Annotated in this window: 23 protein-coding genes; 16 read left to right on the top strand and 7 right to left on the bottom strand. The window is 58.9% G+C overall.

Features of this window, described 5'->3' with window-relative positions:
- Window positions 1–13: 13 nt before the first annotated feature.
- The 14 genes from pstB to RE428_RS22705 all read left to right on the top strand — a co-directional run bounded on the left by pstB (window position 14) and on the right by RE428_RS22705 (window position 9,573).
- Window positions 14–898: a phosphate ABC transporter ATP-binding protein PstB gene (gene pstB, locus RE428_RS22770; RefSeq protein WP_004579863.1), complete on the top strand. Its 885-nt coding sequence runs from the start codon at window positions 14–16 to the stop codon at window positions 896–898.
- Window positions 899–923: 25 nt separating this feature from the next.
- A complete protein-coding gene (phoU, locus tag RE428_RS22765) occupies window positions 924–1,643 on the top strand; it encodes a phosphate signaling complex protein PhoU (protein ID WP_004579864.1) in 720 nt (239 codons plus the stop codon).
- Between the two features lie 190 nt (window positions 1,644–1,833).
- Complete coding sequence (locus RE428_RS22760; RefSeq protein WP_004579865.1) at window positions 1,834–2,703, top strand: DUF2059 domain-containing protein; 870 nt, start codon at window positions 1,834–1,836, stop codon at window positions 2,701–2,703.
- A 195-nt stretch (window positions 2,704–2,898) separates the two neighbouring features.
- Window positions 2,899–3,981, top strand: coding sequence for a bifunctional DNA-binding transcriptional regulator/O6-methylguanine-DNA methyltransferase Ada (gene ada / locus RE428_RS22755; protein ID WP_004579866.1), 1,083 nt, complete (start codon window positions 2,899–2,901; stop codon window positions 3,979–3,981).
- A gap of 52 nt (window positions 3,982–4,033) precedes the next feature.
- The gene (locus RE428_RS22750; protein ID WP_004579867.1) at window positions 4,034–4,948 is read left to right on the top strand and encodes a DNA-3-methyladenine glycosylase family protein; all 915 of its coding nucleotides are present in this window, start codon (window positions 4,034–4,036) and stop codon (window positions 4,946–4,948) included.
- 274 nt (window positions 4,949–5,222) lie between these two features.
- Window positions 5,223–5,594: an EF-hand domain-containing protein gene (locus tag RE428_RS22745; RefSeq protein WP_004579868.1), complete on the top strand. Its 372-nt coding sequence runs from the start codon at window positions 5,223–5,225 to the stop codon at window positions 5,592–5,594.
- A 195-nt stretch (window positions 5,595–5,789) separates the two neighbouring features.
- Window positions 5,790–6,143, top strand: coding sequence for a DUF1428 domain-containing protein (locus tag RE428_RS22740; protein ID WP_004579869.1), 354 nt, complete (start codon window positions 5,790–5,792; stop codon window positions 6,141–6,143).
- Between the two features lie 309 nt (window positions 6,144–6,452).
- Window positions 6,453–6,791, top strand: a complete 339-nt coding sequence (locus tag RE428_RS22735) for an EF-hand domain-containing protein (RefSeq protein ID WP_004579870.1) — start codon at window positions 6,453–6,455, stop codon at window positions 6,789–6,791.
- 79 nt (window positions 6,792–6,870) lie between these two features.
- Window positions 6,871–7,299 (top strand): EF-hand domain-containing protein, encoded by a 429-nt coding sequence (locus tag RE428_RS22730; RefSeq protein ID WP_004579871.1) that lies wholly within the window; start codon window positions 6,871–6,873, stop codon window positions 7,297–7,299.
- A gap of 12 nt (window positions 7,300–7,311) precedes the next feature.
- Window positions 7,312–7,809: a gamma-glutamylcyclotransferase family protein gene (locus tag RE428_RS22725; RefSeq protein ID WP_004579872.1), complete on the top strand. Its 498-nt coding sequence runs from the start codon at window positions 7,312–7,314 to the stop codon at window positions 7,807–7,809.
- A 126-nt stretch (window positions 7,810–7,935) separates the two neighbouring features.
- On the top strand, window positions 7,936–8,337 hold the full coding sequence (locus tag RE428_RS22720; protein ID WP_004579873.1) for a YybH family protein: 402 nt from the start codon (window positions 7,936–7,938) through the stop codon (window positions 8,335–8,337).
- A 67-nt stretch (window positions 8,338–8,404) separates the two neighbouring features.
- Window positions 8,405–8,647, top strand: coding sequence for a hypothetical protein (locus tag RE428_RS22715; protein WP_004579874.1), 243 nt, complete (start codon window positions 8,405–8,407; stop codon window positions 8,645–8,647).
- A gap of 53 nt (window positions 8,648–8,700) precedes the next feature.
- Complete coding sequence (locus RE428_RS22710) at window positions 8,701–9,327, top strand: LysE family translocator (RefSeq protein ID WP_004579875.1); 627 nt, start codon at window positions 8,701–8,703, stop codon at window positions 9,325–9,327.
- 60 nt (window positions 9,328–9,387) lie between these two features.
- Window positions 9,388–9,573 (top strand): hypothetical protein, encoded by a 186-nt coding sequence (locus tag RE428_RS22705; protein WP_004579876.1) that lies wholly within the window; start codon window positions 9,388–9,390, stop codon window positions 9,571–9,573.
- Window positions 9,574–9,627: 54 nt separating this feature from the next.
- On the opposite strand, the gene RE428_RS22700 is transcribed toward RE428_RS22705, so the two are convergent.
- Window positions 9,628–10,221: a DNA polymerase ligase N-terminal domain-containing protein gene (locus RE428_RS22700; protein WP_004579877.1), complete on the bottom strand. Its 594-nt coding sequence runs from the start codon at window positions 10,219–10,221 to the stop codon at window positions 9,628–9,630.
- A 216-nt stretch (window positions 10,222–10,437) separates the two neighbouring features.
- Window positions 10,438–11,727 carry a maltoporin gene (locus tag RE428_RS22695; protein ID WP_004579878.1) on the bottom strand — a complete coding sequence of 430 codons (1,290 nt, stop codon included), beginning with the start codon at window positions 11,725–11,727 and terminating at the stop codon, window positions 10,438–10,440.
- 390 nt (window positions 11,728–12,117) lie between these two features.
- Between RE428_RS22695 and RE428_RS22690 the strand changes: the two genes are divergently transcribed.
- Window positions 12,118–13,047: a 5'-nucleotidase gene (locus RE428_RS22690; RefSeq protein ID WP_004579879.1), complete on the top strand. Its 930-nt coding sequence runs from the start codon at window positions 12,118–12,120 to the stop codon at window positions 13,045–13,047.
- A gap of 62 nt (window positions 13,048–13,109) precedes the next feature.
- Window positions 13,110–13,529 carry a GFA family protein gene (locus RE428_RS22685; protein WP_227500190.1) on the top strand — a complete coding sequence of 140 codons (420 nt, stop codon included), beginning with the start codon at window positions 13,110–13,112 and terminating at the stop codon, window positions 13,527–13,529.
- A gap of 50 nt (window positions 13,530–13,579) precedes the next feature.
- On the opposite strand, the gene RE428_RS22680 is transcribed toward RE428_RS22685, so the two are convergent.
- From RE428_RS22680 to mnmH, 5 genes are all read right to left on the bottom strand, one after another.
- Window positions 13,580–13,945 (bottom strand): histidine triad nucleotide-binding protein, encoded by a 366-nt coding sequence (locus tag RE428_RS22680; protein ID WP_004579881.1) that lies wholly within the window; start codon window positions 13,943–13,945, stop codon window positions 13,580–13,582.
- An 89-nt stretch (window positions 13,946–14,034) separates the two neighbouring features.
- On the bottom strand, window positions 14,035–15,321 hold the full coding sequence (locus RE428_RS22675) for an FAD-dependent monooxygenase (RefSeq protein ID WP_004579882.1): 1,287 nt from the start codon (window positions 15,319–15,321) through the stop codon (window positions 14,035–14,037).
- A gap of 71 nt (window positions 15,322–15,392) precedes the next feature.
- Entirely contained in the window at window positions 15,393–15,899 is a 507-nt protein-coding gene (locus RE428_RS22670; RefSeq protein ID WP_004579883.1) for an aminoacyl-tRNA deacylase, read from the bottom strand.
- Window positions 15,900–16,129: 230 nt separating this feature from the next.
- On the bottom strand, window positions 16,130–16,990 hold the full coding sequence (locus RE428_RS22665; protein ID WP_004579884.1) for a mechanosensitive ion channel family protein: 861 nt from the start codon (window positions 16,988–16,990) through the stop codon (window positions 16,130–16,132).
- A 333-nt stretch (window positions 16,991–17,323) separates the two neighbouring features.
- Window positions 17,324–18,445, bottom strand: a complete 1,122-nt coding sequence (gene mnmH / locus RE428_RS22660) for a tRNA 2-selenouridine(34) synthase MnmH (protein ID WP_040883025.1) — start codon at window positions 18,443–18,445, stop codon at window positions 17,324–17,326.
- Window positions 18,446–18,501 lie beyond the last annotated feature (56 nt).

Below are 18,501 nucleotides of genomic sequence, written 5' to 3'. Positions count from 1 at the left end.
CAGGAGATTTCCCATGAACACCATGAACCCCAGTCTCACAAACACCCTGGAGACACCTGAGGAAGAACAGGTTCCGCAGGCCGAGGCGACCTTTGACGATTCCAAGCTCGAGGGCAAGACAGTCGGTTCGCCGTTCGTATCCGATCCGAAATTCAGCCTGCGCAATGTTGAAGTCTTCTACGGCCAGAACCGGGCGATCAAGGGCATCAGCCTGGACATCGCCAAGAACGAGGTGATCTCCTTCATCGGTCCGTCCGGTTGCGGTAAGTCGACCTTCCTGCGTTGCCTCAACCGCATGAACGACAGCATCGATATCTGTCGCGTCAAAGGCGAACTGACACTGGATGGCAACGATATCTACGATCCCAAGCGCGATGTGGTGGAGCTGCGTGCCCGGGTAGGCATGGTTTTCCAGAAGCCGAACCCGTTTCCCAAGTCGATCTACGACAACGTGGCCTATGGCCCGCGTATCCATGGTCTGGCCAACCGGAAATCCGACCTCGACGATATCGTGGAGAAAAGCCTGCGTGGCGCCGGGCTGTGGAACGAAGTGAAGGACCGGCTCGATACCACGGGTACCGGCCTATCCGGTGGTCAGCAACAGCGCTTGTGTATCGCTCGTGCGATTGCCGTCAGCCCGGAAGTCGTATTGATGGACGAGCCGTGTTCGGCGCTCGACCCGATTGCGACAGCTCGAATCGAGGAGTTGATCTCGGAGCTGTCCGAGAGTTATACGATTATTATCGTAACCCACTCCATGCAACAGGCGGCCCGGGTGTCTCATCGCACGGCCTATTTCCACCTGGGTCATCTGGTCGAGGTCAACGAGACCAACAAGGTCTTTACCTCGCCCGAGCACGAGCTGACCGAATCCTATATCACCGGTCGTTTCGGTTAATGCCGACCGGAAACGGAGATTGAGTATGAAAAAGAAGGAAGATGTCTACGGCGACCACATTTCCCATCAGTTCAACGAGGATCTGGCGGGACTCAAGGAAGATTTCCTGCGCATGGGGGGTATGGTCGAGCAGCAGGTCGTCGATGCCATCGATGCCCTGATCGATGGTGATGGCCACCGAGCCGATGAGATCCGCGGCCGCGACAAGCAGGTGGACCGCCTGGAGCTGGAAATCGATGAGGAAGCTACCCGTATCATCGCCCGTCGTCAGCCGGCCGCCCGGGACCTGCGCCTGGTCATTTCCGTCATCAAGATGGTGTCGGATCTCGAGCGTATCGGTGACGAGGCGAAGAAAATCGCCAAGTTTGCCCTTAGCCTCTCTGAAGAAGGCAAGGCGCCCCGTGGCTACGTGGAGGTGCGTCATATCGGCAACCATGTAGGGCAGATGCTGCGCGATGCCCTGGATGCCTTTGCCCGCCTGGATTCAGAGCTGGCGCTGCGCATCATGAAGGAAGACAAGCGTGTCGACGAGGAATACCAGGCCGCCACCCGTACCCTGATTACCTTCATGATGGAAGATCCACGTAACATCTCGCGCTGCATGTCGATCATGTGGGTACTGCGCGCCCTGGAACGCATCGGCGATCATTCCTGCAACCTGGCCGAGCATGTGATTTTCATGGCCAAGGGCGAGGACGTGCGTCACACGCCCATGGAAGAGGCCGAGAAAGTCGTCGGCAACTGAACCCGTGCGGTCCCGTCACCAGGCGGGACCGCTTCTCCTTTCCCGCCGCTATCGCCTGTTTTAGCAGGCTCGCCTTTCCCATAGCGCTGCATTCTCAATAAATCGTCATCTTGTCCCGTGGCTTCGCGCTTGCTGCGACAGGTCCGGCATGGCATAACGAAGCCAACCTAACGGAGGAGCGAAAACCGCGATGCGAGTATCCCCCAAGACGAATTCGAGTTGCCTGATCCAGTTGCAGTCCCTGGGTGCGCTGCTGGTGTTCATGTTCGCGAGCCTGGCGCAGGCTCAGTCACAATCCAGCACACTCTCCGAGTCCGTGGTCCGTGTCTCGCCCCTGGGCGAGATCATCGCGCAGTATCCGGCGATGATGAGCCAGGGCATCCGTGAGGGCCTGAAACAGACCGGTCAGGTGGACCCGCTGATTGCCGATACCATTGGCGGTATTGTCGGTCGCGCCTTTAGCAGTGCGGACATTCGTCGTCAGGTGATCGTAGACCTTGACGAAGGTCTGAACGAATCGCAGTTACAGTCGGTGCTGGACTGGTACGAAACCCCGCTAGGTGAGCGCATCACCCAGGCCGAAGTGGCGGCATCCAGTCCGGCCGCCTGGCAGGAGATCGAGTCCAAGGCTTCGTCCCTGATGGAGAAGTACAAGGGTACCCAGCGGGCGGACCTGTTCGCCCATTTCGACCGCGTGTCCCGTGCCACCGAGAGCACCGTAGATACGGCGGTCGCGGTCCAGCTCGGTCTGGCGTCCGCCATGTCTGCCTTTAACAGCCAGGGGCCGACCTACGAGCAAATGAAGGCAGAGATCGAGAACCAGCGTTTCATGCTGCGAGGTGTGGTGGAGCAACAGGTGTACGCGGCTTACCTCTACACCTATGAGCAGTTCAGCATCCAGGAGTTGCAGCAGTATATCGACTTCCTGGAAACGGACGCCGGCTCGGACTACAACTGCGTGGTCACCAATAGTATCCAGCAGGCCATCCTGGAGCCGGTCGACAGCATCGGTTCGCAACTGGTGCGCTTGCTCAATCCGGGCGGTAGCAGGGCGCAGTAAACGTCGAGCCGCCCCCTCCAATCCGAAGTCCCACCCGGCGCCTCAGGCACGAATGGCGCCGGGCTATCAATACCGGGGCTGCTGACCAGCCATCAGAACCGGCTATCGAATTCAAGCGCAAGAGCCGGAGTGCGGGATCCCCACCGTCAGGTTAATTTGGCGTAGCATTGGTATGACTGAGGAGCTCGTGCCGTGATGACCCATGACGAGAAAACCTGGACCCTGAAAGACCCGCGCTGGGCTGCGTTGCAGACCCGCGATCCCGCGGCTGGCGACCGTTTTGTCTACGCCGTGCGCACCACCGGCATCTACTGCCGGCCAGATTGTCCATCCCGTCTGGCCAAGCCGGAGCATGTGGAATTTCATGATACGGCCGACGAGGCCGAGCAGGCCGGCTATCGCCCCTGCAAGCGCTGCCGCCCAAACGAGCCGCGTGCAGTGCCAGAGCGCACGCGGATCGTCATCGACCTGTGCCGCTACATCGAATGCGCCGAATCCTCGCCCAGCCTGGCTCAATTGGCCCGGCGCGCCGGCTGGAGCCCCTATCACCTGCAGCGCACCTTCAAGGCGGTGACCGGAGTCACGCCCAAGGGCTACGCAGAGGCCCACCGGACCCGTCGGGTACAGGACGGGCTGAAAGCAGGGGCAACGGTGACTGATACGCTGTATGACGCGGGATTTAACTCCAACGGCCGCTTCTACGACCAGTCCACTCGCATGCTGGGCATGACACCCAGCCAATATCGCGCGGGCGGTAGCGATACCGACATTCGCTTCGCCGTGGGTGAATGCGACCTGGGCGCTATCCTGGTGGCTCAGAGTGACAAGGGGGTTTGTGCGATCCTGATCGGCGACGATGCGGAAATCCTGGTCCAGGAACTACAGGACCAGTTCCCAGCCGCCAACCTCCTCGCTGGGGATGGTGGCTACGAAGACCTCGTTGCTCGGGTGGTGGGCTTTATCGAGGCGCCGCACACCGGTCTGGACCTGCCCCTGGATATCCGCGGCACGGCATTCCAGCGTCGGGTCTGGGAGGCGTTGCAGAAGATCCCGGCAGGGCAGACCTTGAGTTATAGTGAAGTGGCCCAACGCATCGGCTCGCCTCAGGCGGTGCGTGCGGTGGCCCGGGCCTGCGCTGCCAATCGGCTTGCGGTGGCCATTCCCTGTCACCGGGTGGTCCGTACCGATGGTGGTGTTTCAGGGTATCGTTGGGGGGTCGACCGCAAGCGTGCGCTGCTGCAACGTGAAGCCAACGATCGACCGATTCCTTCCATCTGACGGTCGTTATCATTGGTCACGACGTCACGCGTGACTATTAGGGGAGTATACCGTGCCGAAACCGGATCCGAACGCGCTGATCTGTAGTATCCCGCTGCCTGCCAATTTTCGCGCCGACGATGTCCTGGCCTTTCACCAGCGGGATACGGAGCAGATTGCCGAGCAGGTGACCGAGAGCCAACTGCACAAAGGTATCCTCTGGGACGGCAAGCCCGCCCGTTTAAGCATCGAGTTCCATGCGAACAAAGCCATCGCGTTCCTTGCTGAGGACGGGGGTACCCGCTCAGCCCAATCCTCTGAACTGGAGCAAATGGTCCGGCGCATGCTCGGCCTGACCCAGCCGGTGGAGTTATTCGAGCAAACCCTGCGCGATCATCCGCAGTTGGGACCGGTGATCGCGCGCAACGCCGGTCTGCGGGTACCCCAGACTGCTACGCCGTTCGAAGCCCTGTGTTGGGCGATTATCGGGCAGCAAATCAGCGTCGGTGCCGCAGTATCGATCCGGCGCCGTTTTATCCAGGCGGTCGGGCGCCAGCACAGCAGCGGGTTGTGGTGCTTTCCCGATGCCAGCGCAGTTGTCGACGTGGACCTGGAAATTTTGCGGGCCACGGGGCTGTCACGCACCAAGGCCGGAACCATCCTGGCCATTAGCGAACAGATCGAGCAACGATCATTGCCGCTGGACAGTTGGCTCCACGACACACCGGCCGAAACCATTGAAGAGCAGTTGCGCCAGGTTCGCGGTATCGGTCCCTGGACCATCAGCTACGCGCTGCTGCGTGGATTCGGCTGGATGGACGGTTCCCTGCATGGCGACGTGGCGGTCAGGCGTAACCTCCAGTCGCTGTTGGGGCGGGAGGAGAAGCTGACGGAGAAAGAGGCCCGGATCTGGCTGGAGGGCTTCTCCCCTTGGCGCGCGCTGGTCGCTGCTCATCTGTGGGCTCTTCAATCCGCGGGCGGTTACTGAAGCCTTGGTGTCCAGATAGCGCCCGTAGGTAAGACTTACGGCTTCCTCATAAATTTTACCGACGGTACGGTCTCTCTCCGCCTACCAGATTCCCTTTCGTGCACGCGCAAGCACGAAAAGAGCGCCGCCGAGGGAGGCTGCCGCCCGATGAGGGTGGTGTCGGCATATCACTTGCACTCTCTCGGATGTACTGCCTCATAAGGCGTACGAAAAGCGATTAAGTGCTACTGCCAGATCAGGCAGAGAATGGAATCGAGATAAAAGGAGAAGCACGATGATCAGGAAGTTGTTTGTTGTAATGACCGTTACCTCGGCACTCGCCGCCTCACCAGCGTTCGCAGGCGAGGGCAATCAAGCCCGGCACTCGGGTAATGCTGGCAATGCTGGCCAGAACCAGCAGATGGATCAGGCTGGTACCCAAAGCGGGCAAGGCAGGTCTTTTGACCAATTGGACCAGGATAATGATGGCCAGCTCAGCGAGTCCGAACTGAATGCTTACGGCGCCACGGCTGCCGGGCAGCAGACAAGTGCGAAGAACCGCGGTGAGCAGGCTATGCAACGTCTCGATGAAGATCGAAACGGCTCGGTGAGCCGGGAAGAGCTGCAGCAGGCTCAAGAGAGCCAAACCGGAGAAAGTAACTGGTAATTGCAGCTCATGCCAATGGGTCTCGCGCCTACCGGCGAGACCCTCCATTTTGAAGACGCGGTTCCTGCCGATCTCCCCTCTTATTGCTTGTCACTTTTTGAGCGCGACAGAAGATCAAATGTCGATTTCTTCCACCGCCGTTCGACTAACGAGTGAATACCGATAGTCGAAATGTTGCTGATGGGGAGAAATACCATGTCCTACGTTGATGGTTTTATAGTCGTTGTTCCCGCTGAAAAGAAGAACGCCTACATCGAGGTCGCCAAGCTCGCCGCCGGCATTTTCAAGGACCACGGCGCGCTCCAGGTCGTGGAATGCTGGGAGGACGACGTACCTGAAGGCAAAGTGACGTCCTTTCCCATGGCAGTCCAACGTCGGGAGGGGGAGAAGATCGTCTTCGCCTGGATCCTCTGGCCTTCCCGTAGTGCCCGGGATGAGGGGATGAAGAAGTCCATGGAGGACGACCGCATGCAGATGGATATGAGCCAGATGCCGTTCGATGGTAAACGGATGATCTTCGGCGGCTTTGAGATCGTCGTGGAAACGTAACCCGAACGGCCTATACGCCGGTGCCATTACGATTCCTCCATGTCTCGTTCGTCGATTTCGGTAAATTTTACCGGCGCCGCGGGCTGTGCTCTGCGGCGCCCGCATCGGGCAGTCGGTGCTACCACGTCAGCGATATGCCTAATCTGTGGTCTCCCGGGGATATAGCGTTCGCGGGATCGATTTGGCCGTTGCCCCACGTTCCGAATGGGCACTCCGGTTGTCCTTCACGCCTGCATTGCCGTCAGTACATCAAGCATCAGCATGCCGAACTGCTGCGCTATGCTAAGGGAAAGCGAACAGGAGACCGCTATGAAACGTTTATGGATGACGCTTGGCGTAACCGGTTCGATCATGGTGGCAATACCGCTATCGGCCCAGCAAACGAGTCCGGGTGGTGAGGACAGTGAGCCGATGGGTGAAGTAGGCGATTTGGAACGCCACAAGACATTCAAGCAGTTGGACCGCGACAATAACGGCTTGCTTGACCAGTCCGAACTGGATGCTTATGGGTCGCCAGCCGCAGGTGCAGCGCAGGACCGGGGTGAGAAGATCCTACGGGTGCTGGACGAGAACGATGACGGCAAGGTCGACATACGCGAATTACAGGAAGGTGGGGAAGCAGCCGGCAAGGACCAGAACTGGTGGTAGGCCTCAGCCGGAAGTGTTGCTTGCCTGAAGCACGTATCGCGGTACACCTACGACAAAAGTACGACAAAGGAGAGTCGACATGTTCAAAACGATCGCAACAGCGCTACTGATCACTGGGTTTTACGCGCCCATCGCTTGGTCACAGGACAGTTCGAGTCATCAGGTGGCCCAGGCGGACACCGCCCCCCTGCTATTGGCACAGAGCGACAATGCCTCGTCGCCGCGGGATAGCTTCCAGCATCTCGACAAGGACGGTGATGGCGAACTCAATGAGGACGAGTTGAGCGCCTTTGGCGCTCCCGCTGCAGGGTCCCAGGGTGGCGTCGAAGGAGAGGAGAGTGATCGCGGCATGCGAGTCCTCAACATGTATGACAATAACGGTGATGGCGTGGTGACGCCGGACGAATTCGATGATCCCCGGGAGGGCCAGCGTCAGTGGAAATGCACGGATTGCCCGACGGGCGTCGAAAAGCGTGAGAAAGTTCGGGAACAGACCGAAGGCTCTTAAAGTGGAGCGTGCATGCTTTGCTTTTCCTACGGTTCCAATATGTCCTTTCGCCGCCTCGCTGCCCGGGTTGAATCGGCCCGGTTTGTGGCTGTGGCGGCGTTACACGAGCACTCGTTACGATTTCACAAGGTAAGCCTCAAGGACCGTTCCGCCAAATGCGATGCAGTCCTGACCGGTGATGCCAATGACCGGGTATTCGGTGTCGTTTTCGAAATCTCGGCGGAGGATAAACGGAGACTGGACCGTATAGAAGGTCTGGGCTTTGGCTACCGTGAAAAACAGGCTGAAGTGGTCGCCGCCGACGGTGAGCGTTTCAGCGTCTGTCTTTACGTCGCACGCCATATTGATCCTTCCTGGAAACCCTACAGCTGGTATAAGCACCACGTGCTGGCCGGCGCGCGGGAAAACGGCCTGCCCGCCGACTACATTGCCTATATCGATGCCATCGAGTCGGTCCAGGACCGGAACAGGAAGCGCCGAGAACGGGAGTTGTCCATCTACCGGGAATGAGTGACCGGTCGTTGTTTTGACGGGTCACGACGATCGGGAGGACCCGTTTCCGCTGCTGGAGTAACGGAAGCTGATCGTATAGTGTTGAACCCGTTGGCGACATAGAGTGAATCACGGAGCGTGGCAATGGCCGATGACGAGCAGGCGATTCGACAATTGGTGCGGACCTGGATCGACGCGACCCGGGAGGGGGACATCGACGCCGTGCTGAGCCTGATGGCGGACGATGTGGTCTTCCTGGTCGCGGGCCAGCCGCCAATGGTTGGTAAGGAAACGTTCGCCAAGGCGGCTCGGGAACAATCCGAGGAAGGCTTGCCGGACTTCGATGGTACCAGCGAAATCGAAGAAATCCAGGTGATTGGCGATTGGGCCTACATGTGGACGACGCTCTCAGTCACTGTTACGCCGCCGGGCGATGCGCCCACCATGAAACGCGCTGGCAATACCCTGTCTGTACTGCGAAAAGAGAACGGTCGCTGGCTGCTGGCGCGGGATGCCAACATGTTGGTGCCGATCGAAGAAGACTAGACCAAAGTCACGCACGAGCGGATCCTGAACAGAAAAACGTGTACCAACGGGTAGGGGGGAACAGCTGATGAGTGATTCAAGGCAGGAGCGTGTAGGTCGTACCTTCCTGATTAGCGGCGCGTTTGGGCTGATCGCCGCGTTGGTCACCAACCTGGTCGCCGTGATGATCTTCCACAAGCCTTCCGCGGCCTTCTTCTCGCCAGACTGGTGGTCGCAATGGTTTCCTGCCTACTGTGTCTGGCCAACATTCCTCATTATCGGGTTTGCCCTTTCTTCCCGGCGAGATCCGCGAGCTGACAACCGGCGCTGAATGTCGAAAGCTCGGGCTTAGAACATGATGACATGGTTCCTCTAGGAGAGAGCATGACCCTGGAAACCTGGCTGGCCTTCGTCGCCGCATCAACCATACTCCTGGTGATCCCGGGACCAACCATACTTGCGGTGATCAGTTATGCCGTCAGTCATGGCGCACGGGCAACTCTTGCACTGGTCAGCGCGGTGGCGCTTGGTGACGCTACCGCAGTGTTCGCATCGATGGTGGGTCTGGGGGCACTGATGGCTGCCTCGGCCTTCTGGTTTACCGTGGTCAAGGTCATCGGCGGACTCTATCTGCTTTACCTCGGGGTCAAATTGCTGCGCTCGGGCGTCTCCCCGGTGACCGTTGCGGCGACATCGCAGCCAACCTCCCTCAGGCGGCTGTTCACCAGCACCTACGTGGTGACTGCTCTCAATCCCAAGGGCATCGTTTTCTTTATTGCCTTCCTGCCGCAGTTCGTTACCCCGGGGCCGGGTAGTACGGGGCAGCTCTGGCTGTTGGGGACCACATTCGTTGTATTGGGCGCCCTGAACGCGGCAGTCTACGCCCTTTTCGCGTCCTCGGCCCGGCGACTGCTCACCTCGGGCCGCGCCCAGCGGTGGTTCAATGTGACCGGCGGTTCGTTATTGACATCCGCTGGCATATGGGCCCTGTTGGCCCGTCGACCCGTATGATCTCGCGACATCTTTGCGGACTCGCGTAAGGCCCGAGTCGTTCCGCAGGCCAATGCCCAGTTGTTTCTGCGCGGCGTACTGTTCATCGCCGTCGCAGCGGTCGTCGGACCGCTCATTGTCCTGGTCGGCGCAAGACTGATCGGCGGCCTGCACAAGAGTCGCCTGCTGGCCCTGTGGATGGACCGCGGACTCGGTGCGCTCTTTATCACACTGGGCGTACGGTTGGCGATGAGTGAGCGGGGTTAGGCGCTGGCATAGAGTTGCCTATACCTTGAGAGCTTGCCCCGCCCACGATACGGGTCAGGCCTTTTCTTCATTCGCGATCGCTTTCATCTCCCGCCCGGTCTTCACCGACTTGTTCTCCGTCGACGTAGGGTTGCGGCGGGCATCGGCGCCTTCGTCGTCCATCTTGATCAGGAGCCACTGGGGTTTCTTCCCTTCGCGGAAACGCTTGAGCACATAGCCGCCATTTAACTTCTCGCCGTCCAGCCAGACTTCGATCAGCCCTTTCTCGAATGCCTGCTGCATGGTAGTGGACTTGTCACCTTCCTCACGCAGATTCCTATAGGTGCCTTGGTCCCAGACCATGACGGTGCCTCCGCCATATTCGCCTTCGGGGATAACACCCTCGAAATCAGCGTAGTCGAGGGGATGGTCTTCGACCTCGACCGCCAGACGTTTTTCCGATGGATCTAACGAAGGGCCCTTCGGCACGGCCCAGGATTTTAGGACACCGTCCATTTCCAGACGGAAGTCGTAATGGAGTTGGCTGGCGTCGTGTTTCTGGATCACGAACGTGTGTTTTCCGGACTTGCTGGCAGATTTCCCCTTGGGCTCGCCGGATTGCTTCACGTCGCGCTTGTCGCGGTATTCCTTGAGGTTGTCTCGGGCCATGTCATCACCTCCCTAGTGAAAGGCTCACAACCCCTATGATAAGGCTCTATATCGTGGGGAAAACCGTTGAAAAATTACCATCTGAAAAGGGAGGGGGTCAGTAGGGTGAGGTTATGAAAACAGGCGCAGGCTGGCTCCGATCCTTTCAGCCTGCGCCGTACTGCTCTTGCCGGTGACAGCCCCGCGGCTAGTGGCGGCTGTCACGCAGCGTGGTGTTTACCACCAGACTTCCGCCTGGGCACCGAAGGTCAGGCCGTCGCCTTCGTTATCGTCAAGTTCATTGGTGCCTCCTATCTCTTCGGCGTCATAGACGTCTTCGTCCCAGTTCGCATACGTAACGAACAGACGCAACTGCGGCCGGGCGAAGAATTGAGCGCCGGGTTGCCATTGTTGGGCAATGGTGATCTTTTGCAGGTCACGGTCGTCCTCACCGGACGCTTCTGGCGAGACCCGGTCAAAGCCCAGTTCGACAGCGGTGCTCATCAGCTCACTCCAGTAATAGGTCGGACGGACGCCCGCGGAGAGCCATCTGGCACCGGTATCATCGTCGAAGCTCGTGTCTTCATAGATACCTACGTAGAAGAGATCCAGGTTGTCGCTGAGTGGAACCAGGCCATGATCGATAACGCGGATCATGTCGCCATCGTGGAACGCGTTACTGTTAGGACGGCCCTGTCGGCTGGCGATCATCGAATCGGTGGCGTATTGGAACGTCAGTTTGTTGAGACCACCGAAGAACTCAGTTTGGTGGTGCTCAGTCGTGAACATGAAACCGTCTTGGTCGCTGAAGCCCGCGGCGTCCTGGGCGTCATTCAAGTTGGCTTGCCCATAGTCCACGCCGAATTCAAGCAGCCCACCCGGATTGACTGGGATGTCCGTCCATCGTACGTCGATGATATCGTTGGTGACGGTGGCTAGCGCGTCGTCGTCGATCTCAACGTCATCCCCTTCCTCATCGTTTGACGAGCGGGTCCAGGCCACATGCAGCAGACCAGTCCCTACATCAATATCTTCAAGCCCGGCGCCGGGACCGGAGACATCCCAGTAGTAGAAGTCGTTGATGTGCACGTCATGACGCTGATAAAAGCGCTTACCGATCCAAAGCGTGGACCCAGGTAGGGACTTGATAACGTTCTTGCCCTGGACATTGAATTGTCGGACGGCGATCTCATTATCTTCGTCACCGACTTCTTCATAATCGTTCTTCTGTTTGGTGACGTAGGCGATCATCGAATCCACGTAGAAGCTGGTGTCGCCTTCCTTGAACACCTCTTGGCCAAACTGGAGTTCTGCATAGGTTTCGCACTCGTTGCCGAGGCGATATTTGGCTCCAGCACCTTCAGCCTTGAAACAGGCCTGATCGCCACCCCCTGCAGTGGAGCCGATGCCGGATCGGAAGTAGCCTTTGAAATCGACCGCCAGTGTGGGCGTCGCGACGAGCATGGCTGCGACGGCGGCTGCGAGGTGTGTACGACGGGGAATAAACATCTTGTTGTTATCGCTCATGTTGTTCGTCCTGATTTTATTGTTGGTCAGACTTGGAGCGCCTCGGCATACCCGTACTCACCGATGGAATTCAACTACGTTGAGTCCCCGTTCAACGAGCCAATCCCGGGGCCGCTCCTCATTCTTTTACGGATCGCCTGGGGCGTACCCCGCAGGCGTACTTTTTTGCAAAAGTGGTAGTAAAACTACATACAAAATCGGTACAAATAAAGCGGTCTCGTTCAAAAAACATACTTAATTTGTAATTAAGACAACCATTTTGTCGGGCGCAGTGGGGTTGGAAACCGTTAAGCCCAGTCTTGACGGGGCCTGGCGACGAGTTCCACATAGTGGATTTATCGACCAGCTTGCTGGAAAAGTGGATCCCTTACGCATCCAGAAAGGACAACTATGCCGTTTCCGATCGACCAGAAACTCGTTATTGCGGTCTCCTCCAGCGCCCTTTTCGATCTGAGTGAATCGGACAGGGTGTTCCGTGAGCAGGGCTCCAAAGCCTATCGCCAGTACCAGGAATCGCATCTGAACGAACCCCTGGGCAAGGGCGTTGCCTTCCCCTTCGTGCGCCGGTTCCTGAGCATCAACGCTCGCTTCCCGGACGAACGCCCGGTTGAAGTCGTGCTCCTGTCCCGCAATTCCGCCATAACCGGCAAGCGGGTCTTCCGCTCCATCGATCACCATGGTCTGGATATCACCCGTGCCGCGTTCCTGGAGGGTAAGTCCCCGTATGCCTACATCCCCGCGTTCAATGCTTCGCTGTTCCTCTCGGCCAACGGTTCAGACGTGCTGGATGCCATCCGGTTCGGCTTTCCGGCCGGGAAGGTATTGCCTTCCGCCGTCGTGGACGACGAGGCGGACGCGGAGCTGCGCATCGCATTCGACTTTGATGGCGTGATTGCCGACGATGCCTCGGAGCGGATCTTTAAGGGTGGGGAGCTGGAAGCTTTTCACCGGCATGAGCGCGAGAAGTCCCATATTCCCCTGGACCCCGGACTATTGGCGAGCCTGTTTCGTAAACTGTCGTCGCTGCAGACGTTGGAGGACGAGGCGGAGGAAGCGAACCCGGACTACCGGCGCGTGCTTCGCACTGCGATCGTTACCGCGCGCAACGCGCCGGCACATGAGCGGGTTATCACGACGCTTGAGCATTGGGGCGTAAACGCCAACGAGACCTTCTTCCTGGGAGGGATGACCAAGGAACGCATCCTGACGGTGCTCAAGCCGCACATGTTCTTCGACGACCAATTGGGGCACCTGGAGTCTGCCGGCGGAGGCATACCTATGGTGCACATTCCCTTCGGCATCGCTAACGAGTCCGGTTGAGCGGCGCTTCGGCTAGCTGGCGCTATAATCCTCAGCAGGGCTCACATAAGGAGGTTTTGGACGTGGAACCACTGGATCGGATGGAAGGACAGTGCCTGTGCGGCGCTGTCAGCATACAGACGGGGCGCCGGGACCGGCTCGACGTCTGTCATTGTGGTATGTGCCGACGATGGGGCGGCGGGCCGATGTTGGCCGTACATTGCGGTAAGGATTCGCAGATCACCGGCCTGGAGCACGTCAAGGTCTATATCTCGTCGGACTGGGCGGAGCGAGGTTTCTGCGATACCTGCGGCACCCACCTGTTCTACAAACTCAAGGGTTCGGACGAGTACGTCTTTACCGCCGGGCTCTTCCAGCAAGGCGCGGACTTTGTCATGGGCAGCCAGATCTTTATCGATAAGAAACCCGAGTACTACACGTTTGCCGAGCAGACGCCGGTCATGACCGAGGCGGAGGTGTTCGAGAAGTATGGGCCGCCGTAATAGCCTATGAGATATGAAACGGGCCCGACGCTGATCGGGCCTTTTTACGTTTAGGCCTGTTTCATCTTATCGGTGTACGGCGGCCAGCCGAGGGGTTTGCCGGCCAGCAGGTGCAGGTGGATGTGGAATACAGATTGCCCGGCCTGCTCCCCGCAGTTCATCACCACCCGGTAGCCGGTTTCGTCGAAGCCCATTTCCTTTGCAAGGTCCCGTGCTACGGTGAACAGGTGACCCAGTAATTCCTTCTGGTCATCCTGGATATCGTTGATGGTGGCAATCTGTTGTTTCGGGATGATTAGCAGGTGGACCGGGGCCTGGGGATTGATGTCCTTGAATGCCAGGCTGATGTCGTCCTCGTAGACGACATCGGCGGGAATCTCGCGATTGATGATCTTGTCGAAGATGGTTTCGGCCATGTTTGGCTCCTTCAGGTGTGCTGTCGATTAAAATCCCTGATCGCTATTTCAACGTGCTTTCACTCAAGCGCCTTTCACTTAAGCGTCCTTCATTTAAGAAAGGCGGGCCGTGGTGCCCGGTCGACCAGTTGTTTGAGCAACGGCGGCAGCTGGTCGTCGATTCCCATGGCGTAGCGGGCCACCTGGTTCTTGGCAAACGGCAAATGATTGGCCAGGGCCAGTCCGGCATTGCGCGCCAGGTGCAATGGCGGGAGGCGGTTACTGAATGTGTAATAGAACAGGTCCATAGCCAGCGTCATGCGGCGGTTGGCCGGTCGACGCCGGGCTTCGTAGCGTTGCAGCCGTTCCGGCGCGGCCAGCGGCTGACCGGCACGACGGGCTTCCACCAGTTCCTCCTGCAATGCCTGGGCGTCCTGGAAGCCCAGGTTGACACCCTGACCTGCCAGCGGATTGATGGTATGGGCCGCATCCCCTACCAATACCACGCGGCCACTGGCATAGGTTTTCGCGTGTTGCCGGGCTAGCGGGAAACTGGCGCGGCCAGGAACCCGGTCTATCAAAGGCAGCTCGGCGGGAAATGCCTTCACCAGGGAGGCGATAAAATCCGCCTCGGACTGGTTCTTGAGTTCGCTGATCCGTGCTGGGTCGTCGTACCAGACCAGCGACGCCCAACTGAATTCACCATCCCGGTGTAGGGGAAGGAAGGCTCTCGGTCCGCTGGGATGGAAGGCCTGCCAGGTAATATCATGTGGCGTGCCGCGATAGCGCACGCTGGCCACCAGCGCCTGCTGGGCGTACTGGTCCCGGGTAACCCCGATGCCAGCAAGCTGGCGGATACGGGATTGGGCGCCGTCGGCACCGACCAGTAATTCAGCTGACAGGTGGCGGTCATCAGTTAGCGACACTGTGACAACGTTTTCAGCGGAGACCACATCGCGAATCTCGATGTCGGTGATTCGGGTGATGCCTTCGCATTCCCCGGCACGATCCCATAACGCGCGTTGGGTCACCCGATTCTCGACGATATGTCCGAGGTGTTCGCAACCCAGGTCGTGGGCTTCGAAGGTGGTGCGGGCCAGGTTGGGCGACACCAGCCGACTGAATGGGTGTGGCGTGGCGTCCCAGACGGAAAGCCGCCGATAGGGCGTGAGACGCATGGCACGCATGCCTGCCCAGGCGCCAAGACGCTCCAGGTAGCTCTCACTGCCAGCGCTAATGGCTGAGACCCGCAGATCCGGCTCGGCTGCGGGTTCGAAGACTGCCGGTGTTTCACGATCCAGCAGCGCTACAGATAGTCCGGCCCGGCCGAGTCCATTGGCCAGTGCGGCGCCCACCATGCCGGCGCCGACGATGATTACGTCGAAAGTTTGCGTCATATCCGCTTCCCGATTCGAATGGCCTCATATTAGAGCCCGTCACGAAGCGCCGCAAACTTGGTGCGAATACCCTACGAAACCTTACGGAGCCATGCGGGTCTGGGCGCGTCCGGTCGGCGGAAGCCCTGGCTGATCACCATCGGACTGGCCAGCTTAATAAAGTCGTCCGTCGAAATCCGGATCGACTCCTCATGGCTGCCGGATGCGAACACCAGCTGGTCCTGCTTGGTTAGCGCTTCGCAGCAATAGACGGTCATACCGTACAGGTTGCCAAAAGGTGGCATGGCCCCGACCTCGCAACTGGGGAAGCGATCCTTGAATTCTTCCTCGTCGGCGAGCTGGACAAAGTCCGTGTCGAGGATATGGGACAGACGGTCCCAACGGATGCGCCAGGTTGCGGGCATCACCAGCATGGCCATCTTGCCGTCGAGTTCGACGATGACGGTCTTGGCCACTTCGTCGCCACGAACCTGCGCATGATGGGCAAGCTCCTGGGCCGTAAAGGCAGGTGGATGGGAGAGGCAGTGGTAGGTCACGGCCTTCGCTTCGAGAAATTCCTTTAATTGCTGAACCGGCATTATCGACAACCTCCAACCAGCAACGACAGCACGCACTCCAGGAGTTGTTGAGAAGCTCCCGAAGCCACCTGTTTCACTGGCAAGCATAGACGAGGCTGTGCAGATCGCGAAAGTTGGAGAAATCGATTGAGACGGACGTCTTGATTAGAGAGGGTGGATTTGGGGCGTTTTACATACCCTGAAACAGCGAAGCCCGGCACTAACCGGGCTTCGCATGGAGCGGCTGACCGCTAGCCCGCGTTTCGGGTTTCCTGCGGGCTCTTGGTCTCGTACAGGTGCACATCCCGCTGCGGGAAGGGGATGGTGACGCCCTCTGCATCGAAGGCCTTCTTTACCTTCTCCTGCATATCCCAGATAAACGGCCACACGTCCGGCGTCTTGGTCCAGACGCGGCAGCTGATATCCACGGAGCTTTCGCCCAGGGAGCCGACGAAGATGTTCGGCGCAGGATCGGACATGGCCCGTTCATCTTCTTCCACCAGGCGCTTCAGGATCGCCTTGGCCTTATCGATGTCGTCGCCATAGCCGATGTTGAACACCATGTCTGCGCGGCGGTTCTCGTAGGCGTTCACGTTGATCATGCTGGAGTTCGAAAGTTCGCCGTTCGGGATAATGATACGGCGATTGTCGAACGTATTGATAATGGTATAGAGGATCTGAATTTCGGCGACACTGCCGAAGAAGCCTTGGGCCTCGATCACGTCGCCCACTCGAAAGGGTTTGAAGATGAGGATCAGTACGCCGCCGGCGAAGTTGGCCAGGCTGCCCTGCAGCGCCAGACCGATGGCGAGGCCGGCTGCACCGATGACCGCGATGAATGATGTGGTCGCGATACCGATCATCGAGGCCGCAGAGATCACCAGCAGAATCTTCAGGATGGCGCTAATCAAACCGCAAAGGAACTTGTTAAGCGTGGGGTCCTTCGCGCCCAGTTTCTTGTCCAGAACGTTTATAACCCGGTTGATCAGCCAGAGGCCGACCACGAGAGTGACGATCGCCAGCAGCACTTTCGGTGCATAGGCGATGACCATGCCATAGGCCATTTGCACCAGTTCAGCGACCTGTCCGTCGCCCTGAAAGAGGTTTTCCATGAGGACTCCTTGTTGCTTCTTTGTTTCCAATAATCACTTGTTGTAGAGAACCGTCTAAAGCTGGCGGCGGACAGCGCACACCCTGACGACCTGTGACGTGCTCCTGCGTCCGACTCCGACCTGGGCGCATCGGGTCTTTGCTTTCTAGCCGATAAACATTAAGGATATGCGCGGCTGGATCAAGTCACCACGACTGTCACATTGCGCCTCGTTATCCTTCTGTCTCGAACTCGATCCAATATCTGTAGAAAATCGCGTCGGTGGTGGATCATGTCGAACAAACGGTTCCGTGACGGTATACGTGTCAGCCCCGGCTTGGATGCGGCGTCTTAATTAAGATTGTGCAACGCGGTTGGCATCCGGTACTTGGGCTGCCGCCCAGTGCCGCAAGGCGGTGACGTCCCCCCGGGCAGCGATACGGCTAGCCTTCTGGCTCAACTGGTAGTCGTACATCGGGTCGTAGTAGTCCGTTAGCAACACCTCGATCCACTCGGCGTGTCGATCCGCGTTCCCGGTGCGCTGCTGTTCGTCGAGGGCCTCGGTCATGATCGCACGCAGGGTCTGGTGGCGCCCGCCCCCGAGGCGTTTACGGATGCGATCCAGGGCGCTCAGCAGGTGGTCACGGAAGTTGATCCAGCCGGCCGTCTCGCCGTCCCGGGAGAGGAAGGCGGCGAGCATGTCGGTCACGTAATCCTGGCGAATGATGTCGATACGTTCTTCGAGCGTGTTTTCCAGGATCAGCAACGGCGCTTCGGCCATGCGATCGCGCAGGTTGTGGGGCAGCGCGCAGCGGCCCACCAGGCGACTTTCATCTTCGAGGAACGCGGGTCCACCGATCTTGTGGTGAGCCTTGAGCAACGCCACGGCGATCCGGTTCTCGAAATCGATCTGGCTGGGCTGCGGGGTGAGCGTGCGACCGAAACTGGAGCCGCGGTGGTGGGCCATGCCCTCCAGGTCCACCGGGTTAGGGGTTTCCAGCAGCAACCTCGTCTTACCGGACCCGGTGCGGCCGCTGATGATGTAGATCGGCAGTTCTTTGAGAACCGCCTCCTGGCTGTCGATTAGGAAACGCCGGAGTGCCTTATAGCCGCCTTTGACCAACGGATAGTCGACACCGGCCTCGTGCATCCAGCGCTGGGTCAGTTGGGAACGAAGGCCGCCGCGGAAGCAGAACAGGTACCCCTGCGGATTGAGGCTGGCAAAGCGGACCCAGTCTTCGACGCGCCCGCGCTTGATATCGTCGCGCACCAACTGGTGGCCCAGTTCGATTGCTGCCTGTTGCCCTTTCTCCTTGTAGCAGATGCCGACCCGATGGCGCTCCTCATCGTTCATCAAAGGCGCGTTGATTGCGTTCGGGAAGGAGCCTTTCTGGAATTCCACCGGGGCGCGAACGTCCATCAGGGGGGCGTCATTGAGGAAGATGTCCAGGTAGTCTGTGGTGTCGGCTCGGGTCATACGGGTCAGGATCAACGTCGAATGGTTGGCCGCAGTATAACGGATGACCGCCGGTA

Source organism: Marinobacter nanhaiticus D15-8W, from assembly GCF_036511935.1.
GTDB classification, from domain to species: Bacteria; Pseudomonadota; Gammaproteobacteria; order Pseudomonadales; family Oleiphilaceae; genus Marinobacter_A; species Marinobacter_A nanhaiticus.
This window is presented reverse-complemented; position numbering and strand designations above follow the sequence as displayed.

Coding starts and splice junctions, on each gene's coding strand:
- pstB (WP_004579863.1), top strand. CDS start 14: ATGAACACCATGAACCCCAGTCTCACAAACACCCTGGAGACACCTGAG.
- phoU (WP_004579864.1), top strand. CDS start 924: ATGAAAAAGAAGGAAGATGTCTACGGCGACCACATTTCCCATCAGTTC.
- RE428_RS22760 (WP_004579865.1), top strand. CDS start 1,834: ATGCGAGTATCCCCCAAGACGAATTCGAGTTGCCTGATCCAGTTGCAG.
- ada (WP_004579866.1), top strand. CDS start 2,899: ATGACCCATGACGAGAAAACCTGGACCCTGAAAGACCCGCGCTGGGCT.
- RE428_RS22745 (WP_004579868.1), top strand. CDS start 5,223: ATGATCAGGAAGTTGTTTGTTGTAATGACCGTTACCTCGGCACTCGCC.
- RE428_RS22740 (WP_004579869.1), top strand. CDS start 5,790: ATGTCCTACGTTGATGGTTTTATAGTCGTTGTTCCCGCTGAAAAGAAG.
- RE428_RS22735 (WP_004579870.1), top strand. CDS start 6,453: ATGAAACGTTTATGGATGACGCTTGGCGTAACCGGTTCGATCATGGTG.
- RE428_RS22730 (WP_004579871.1), top strand. CDS start 6,871: ATGTTCAAAACGATCGCAACAGCGCTACTGATCACTGGGTTTTACGCG.
- RE428_RS22725 (WP_004579872.1), top strand. CDS start 7,312: ATGCTTTGCTTTTCCTACGGTTCCAATATGTCCTTTCGCCGCCTCGCT.
- RE428_RS22720 (WP_004579873.1), top strand. CDS start 7,936: ATGGCCGATGACGAGCAGGCGATTCGACAATTGGTGCGGACCTGGATC.
- RE428_RS22715 (WP_004579874.1), top strand. CDS start 8,405: ATGAGTGATTCAAGGCAGGAGCGTGTAGGTCGTACCTTCCTGATTAGC.
- RE428_RS22710 (WP_004579875.1), top strand. CDS start 8,701: ATGACCCTGGAAACCTGGCTGGCCTTCGTCGCCGCATCAACCATACTC.
- RE428_RS22700 (WP_004579877.1), bottom strand. CDS start 10,221: ATGGCCCGAGACAACCTCAAGGAATACCGCGACAAGCGCGACGTGAAG.
- RE428_RS22695 (WP_004579878.1), bottom strand. CDS start 11,727: ATGAGCGATAACAACAAGATGTTTATTCCCCGTCGTACACACCTCGCA.
- RE428_RS22690 (WP_004579879.1), top strand. CDS start 12,118: ATGCCGTTTCCGATCGACCAGAAACTCGTTATTGCGGTCTCCTCCAGC.
- RE428_RS22680 (WP_004579881.1), bottom strand. CDS start 13,945: ATGGCCGAAACCATCTTCGACAAGATCATCAATCGCGAGATTCCCGCC.
- RE428_RS22675 (WP_004579882.1), bottom strand. CDS start 15,321: ATGACGCAAACTTTCGACGTAATCATCGTCGGCGCCGGCATGGTGGGC.
- RE428_RS22670 (WP_004579883.1), bottom strand. CDS start 15,899: ATGCCGGTTCAGCAATTAAAGGAATTTCTCGAAGCGAAGGCCGTGACC.
- RE428_RS22665 (WP_004579884.1), bottom strand. CDS start 16,990: ATGGAAAACCTCTTTCAGGGCGACGGACAGGTCGCTGAACTGGTGCAA.
- mnmH (WP_040883025.1), bottom strand. CDS start 18,445: ATGACCCGAGCCGACACCACAGACTACCTGGACATCTTCCTCAATGAC.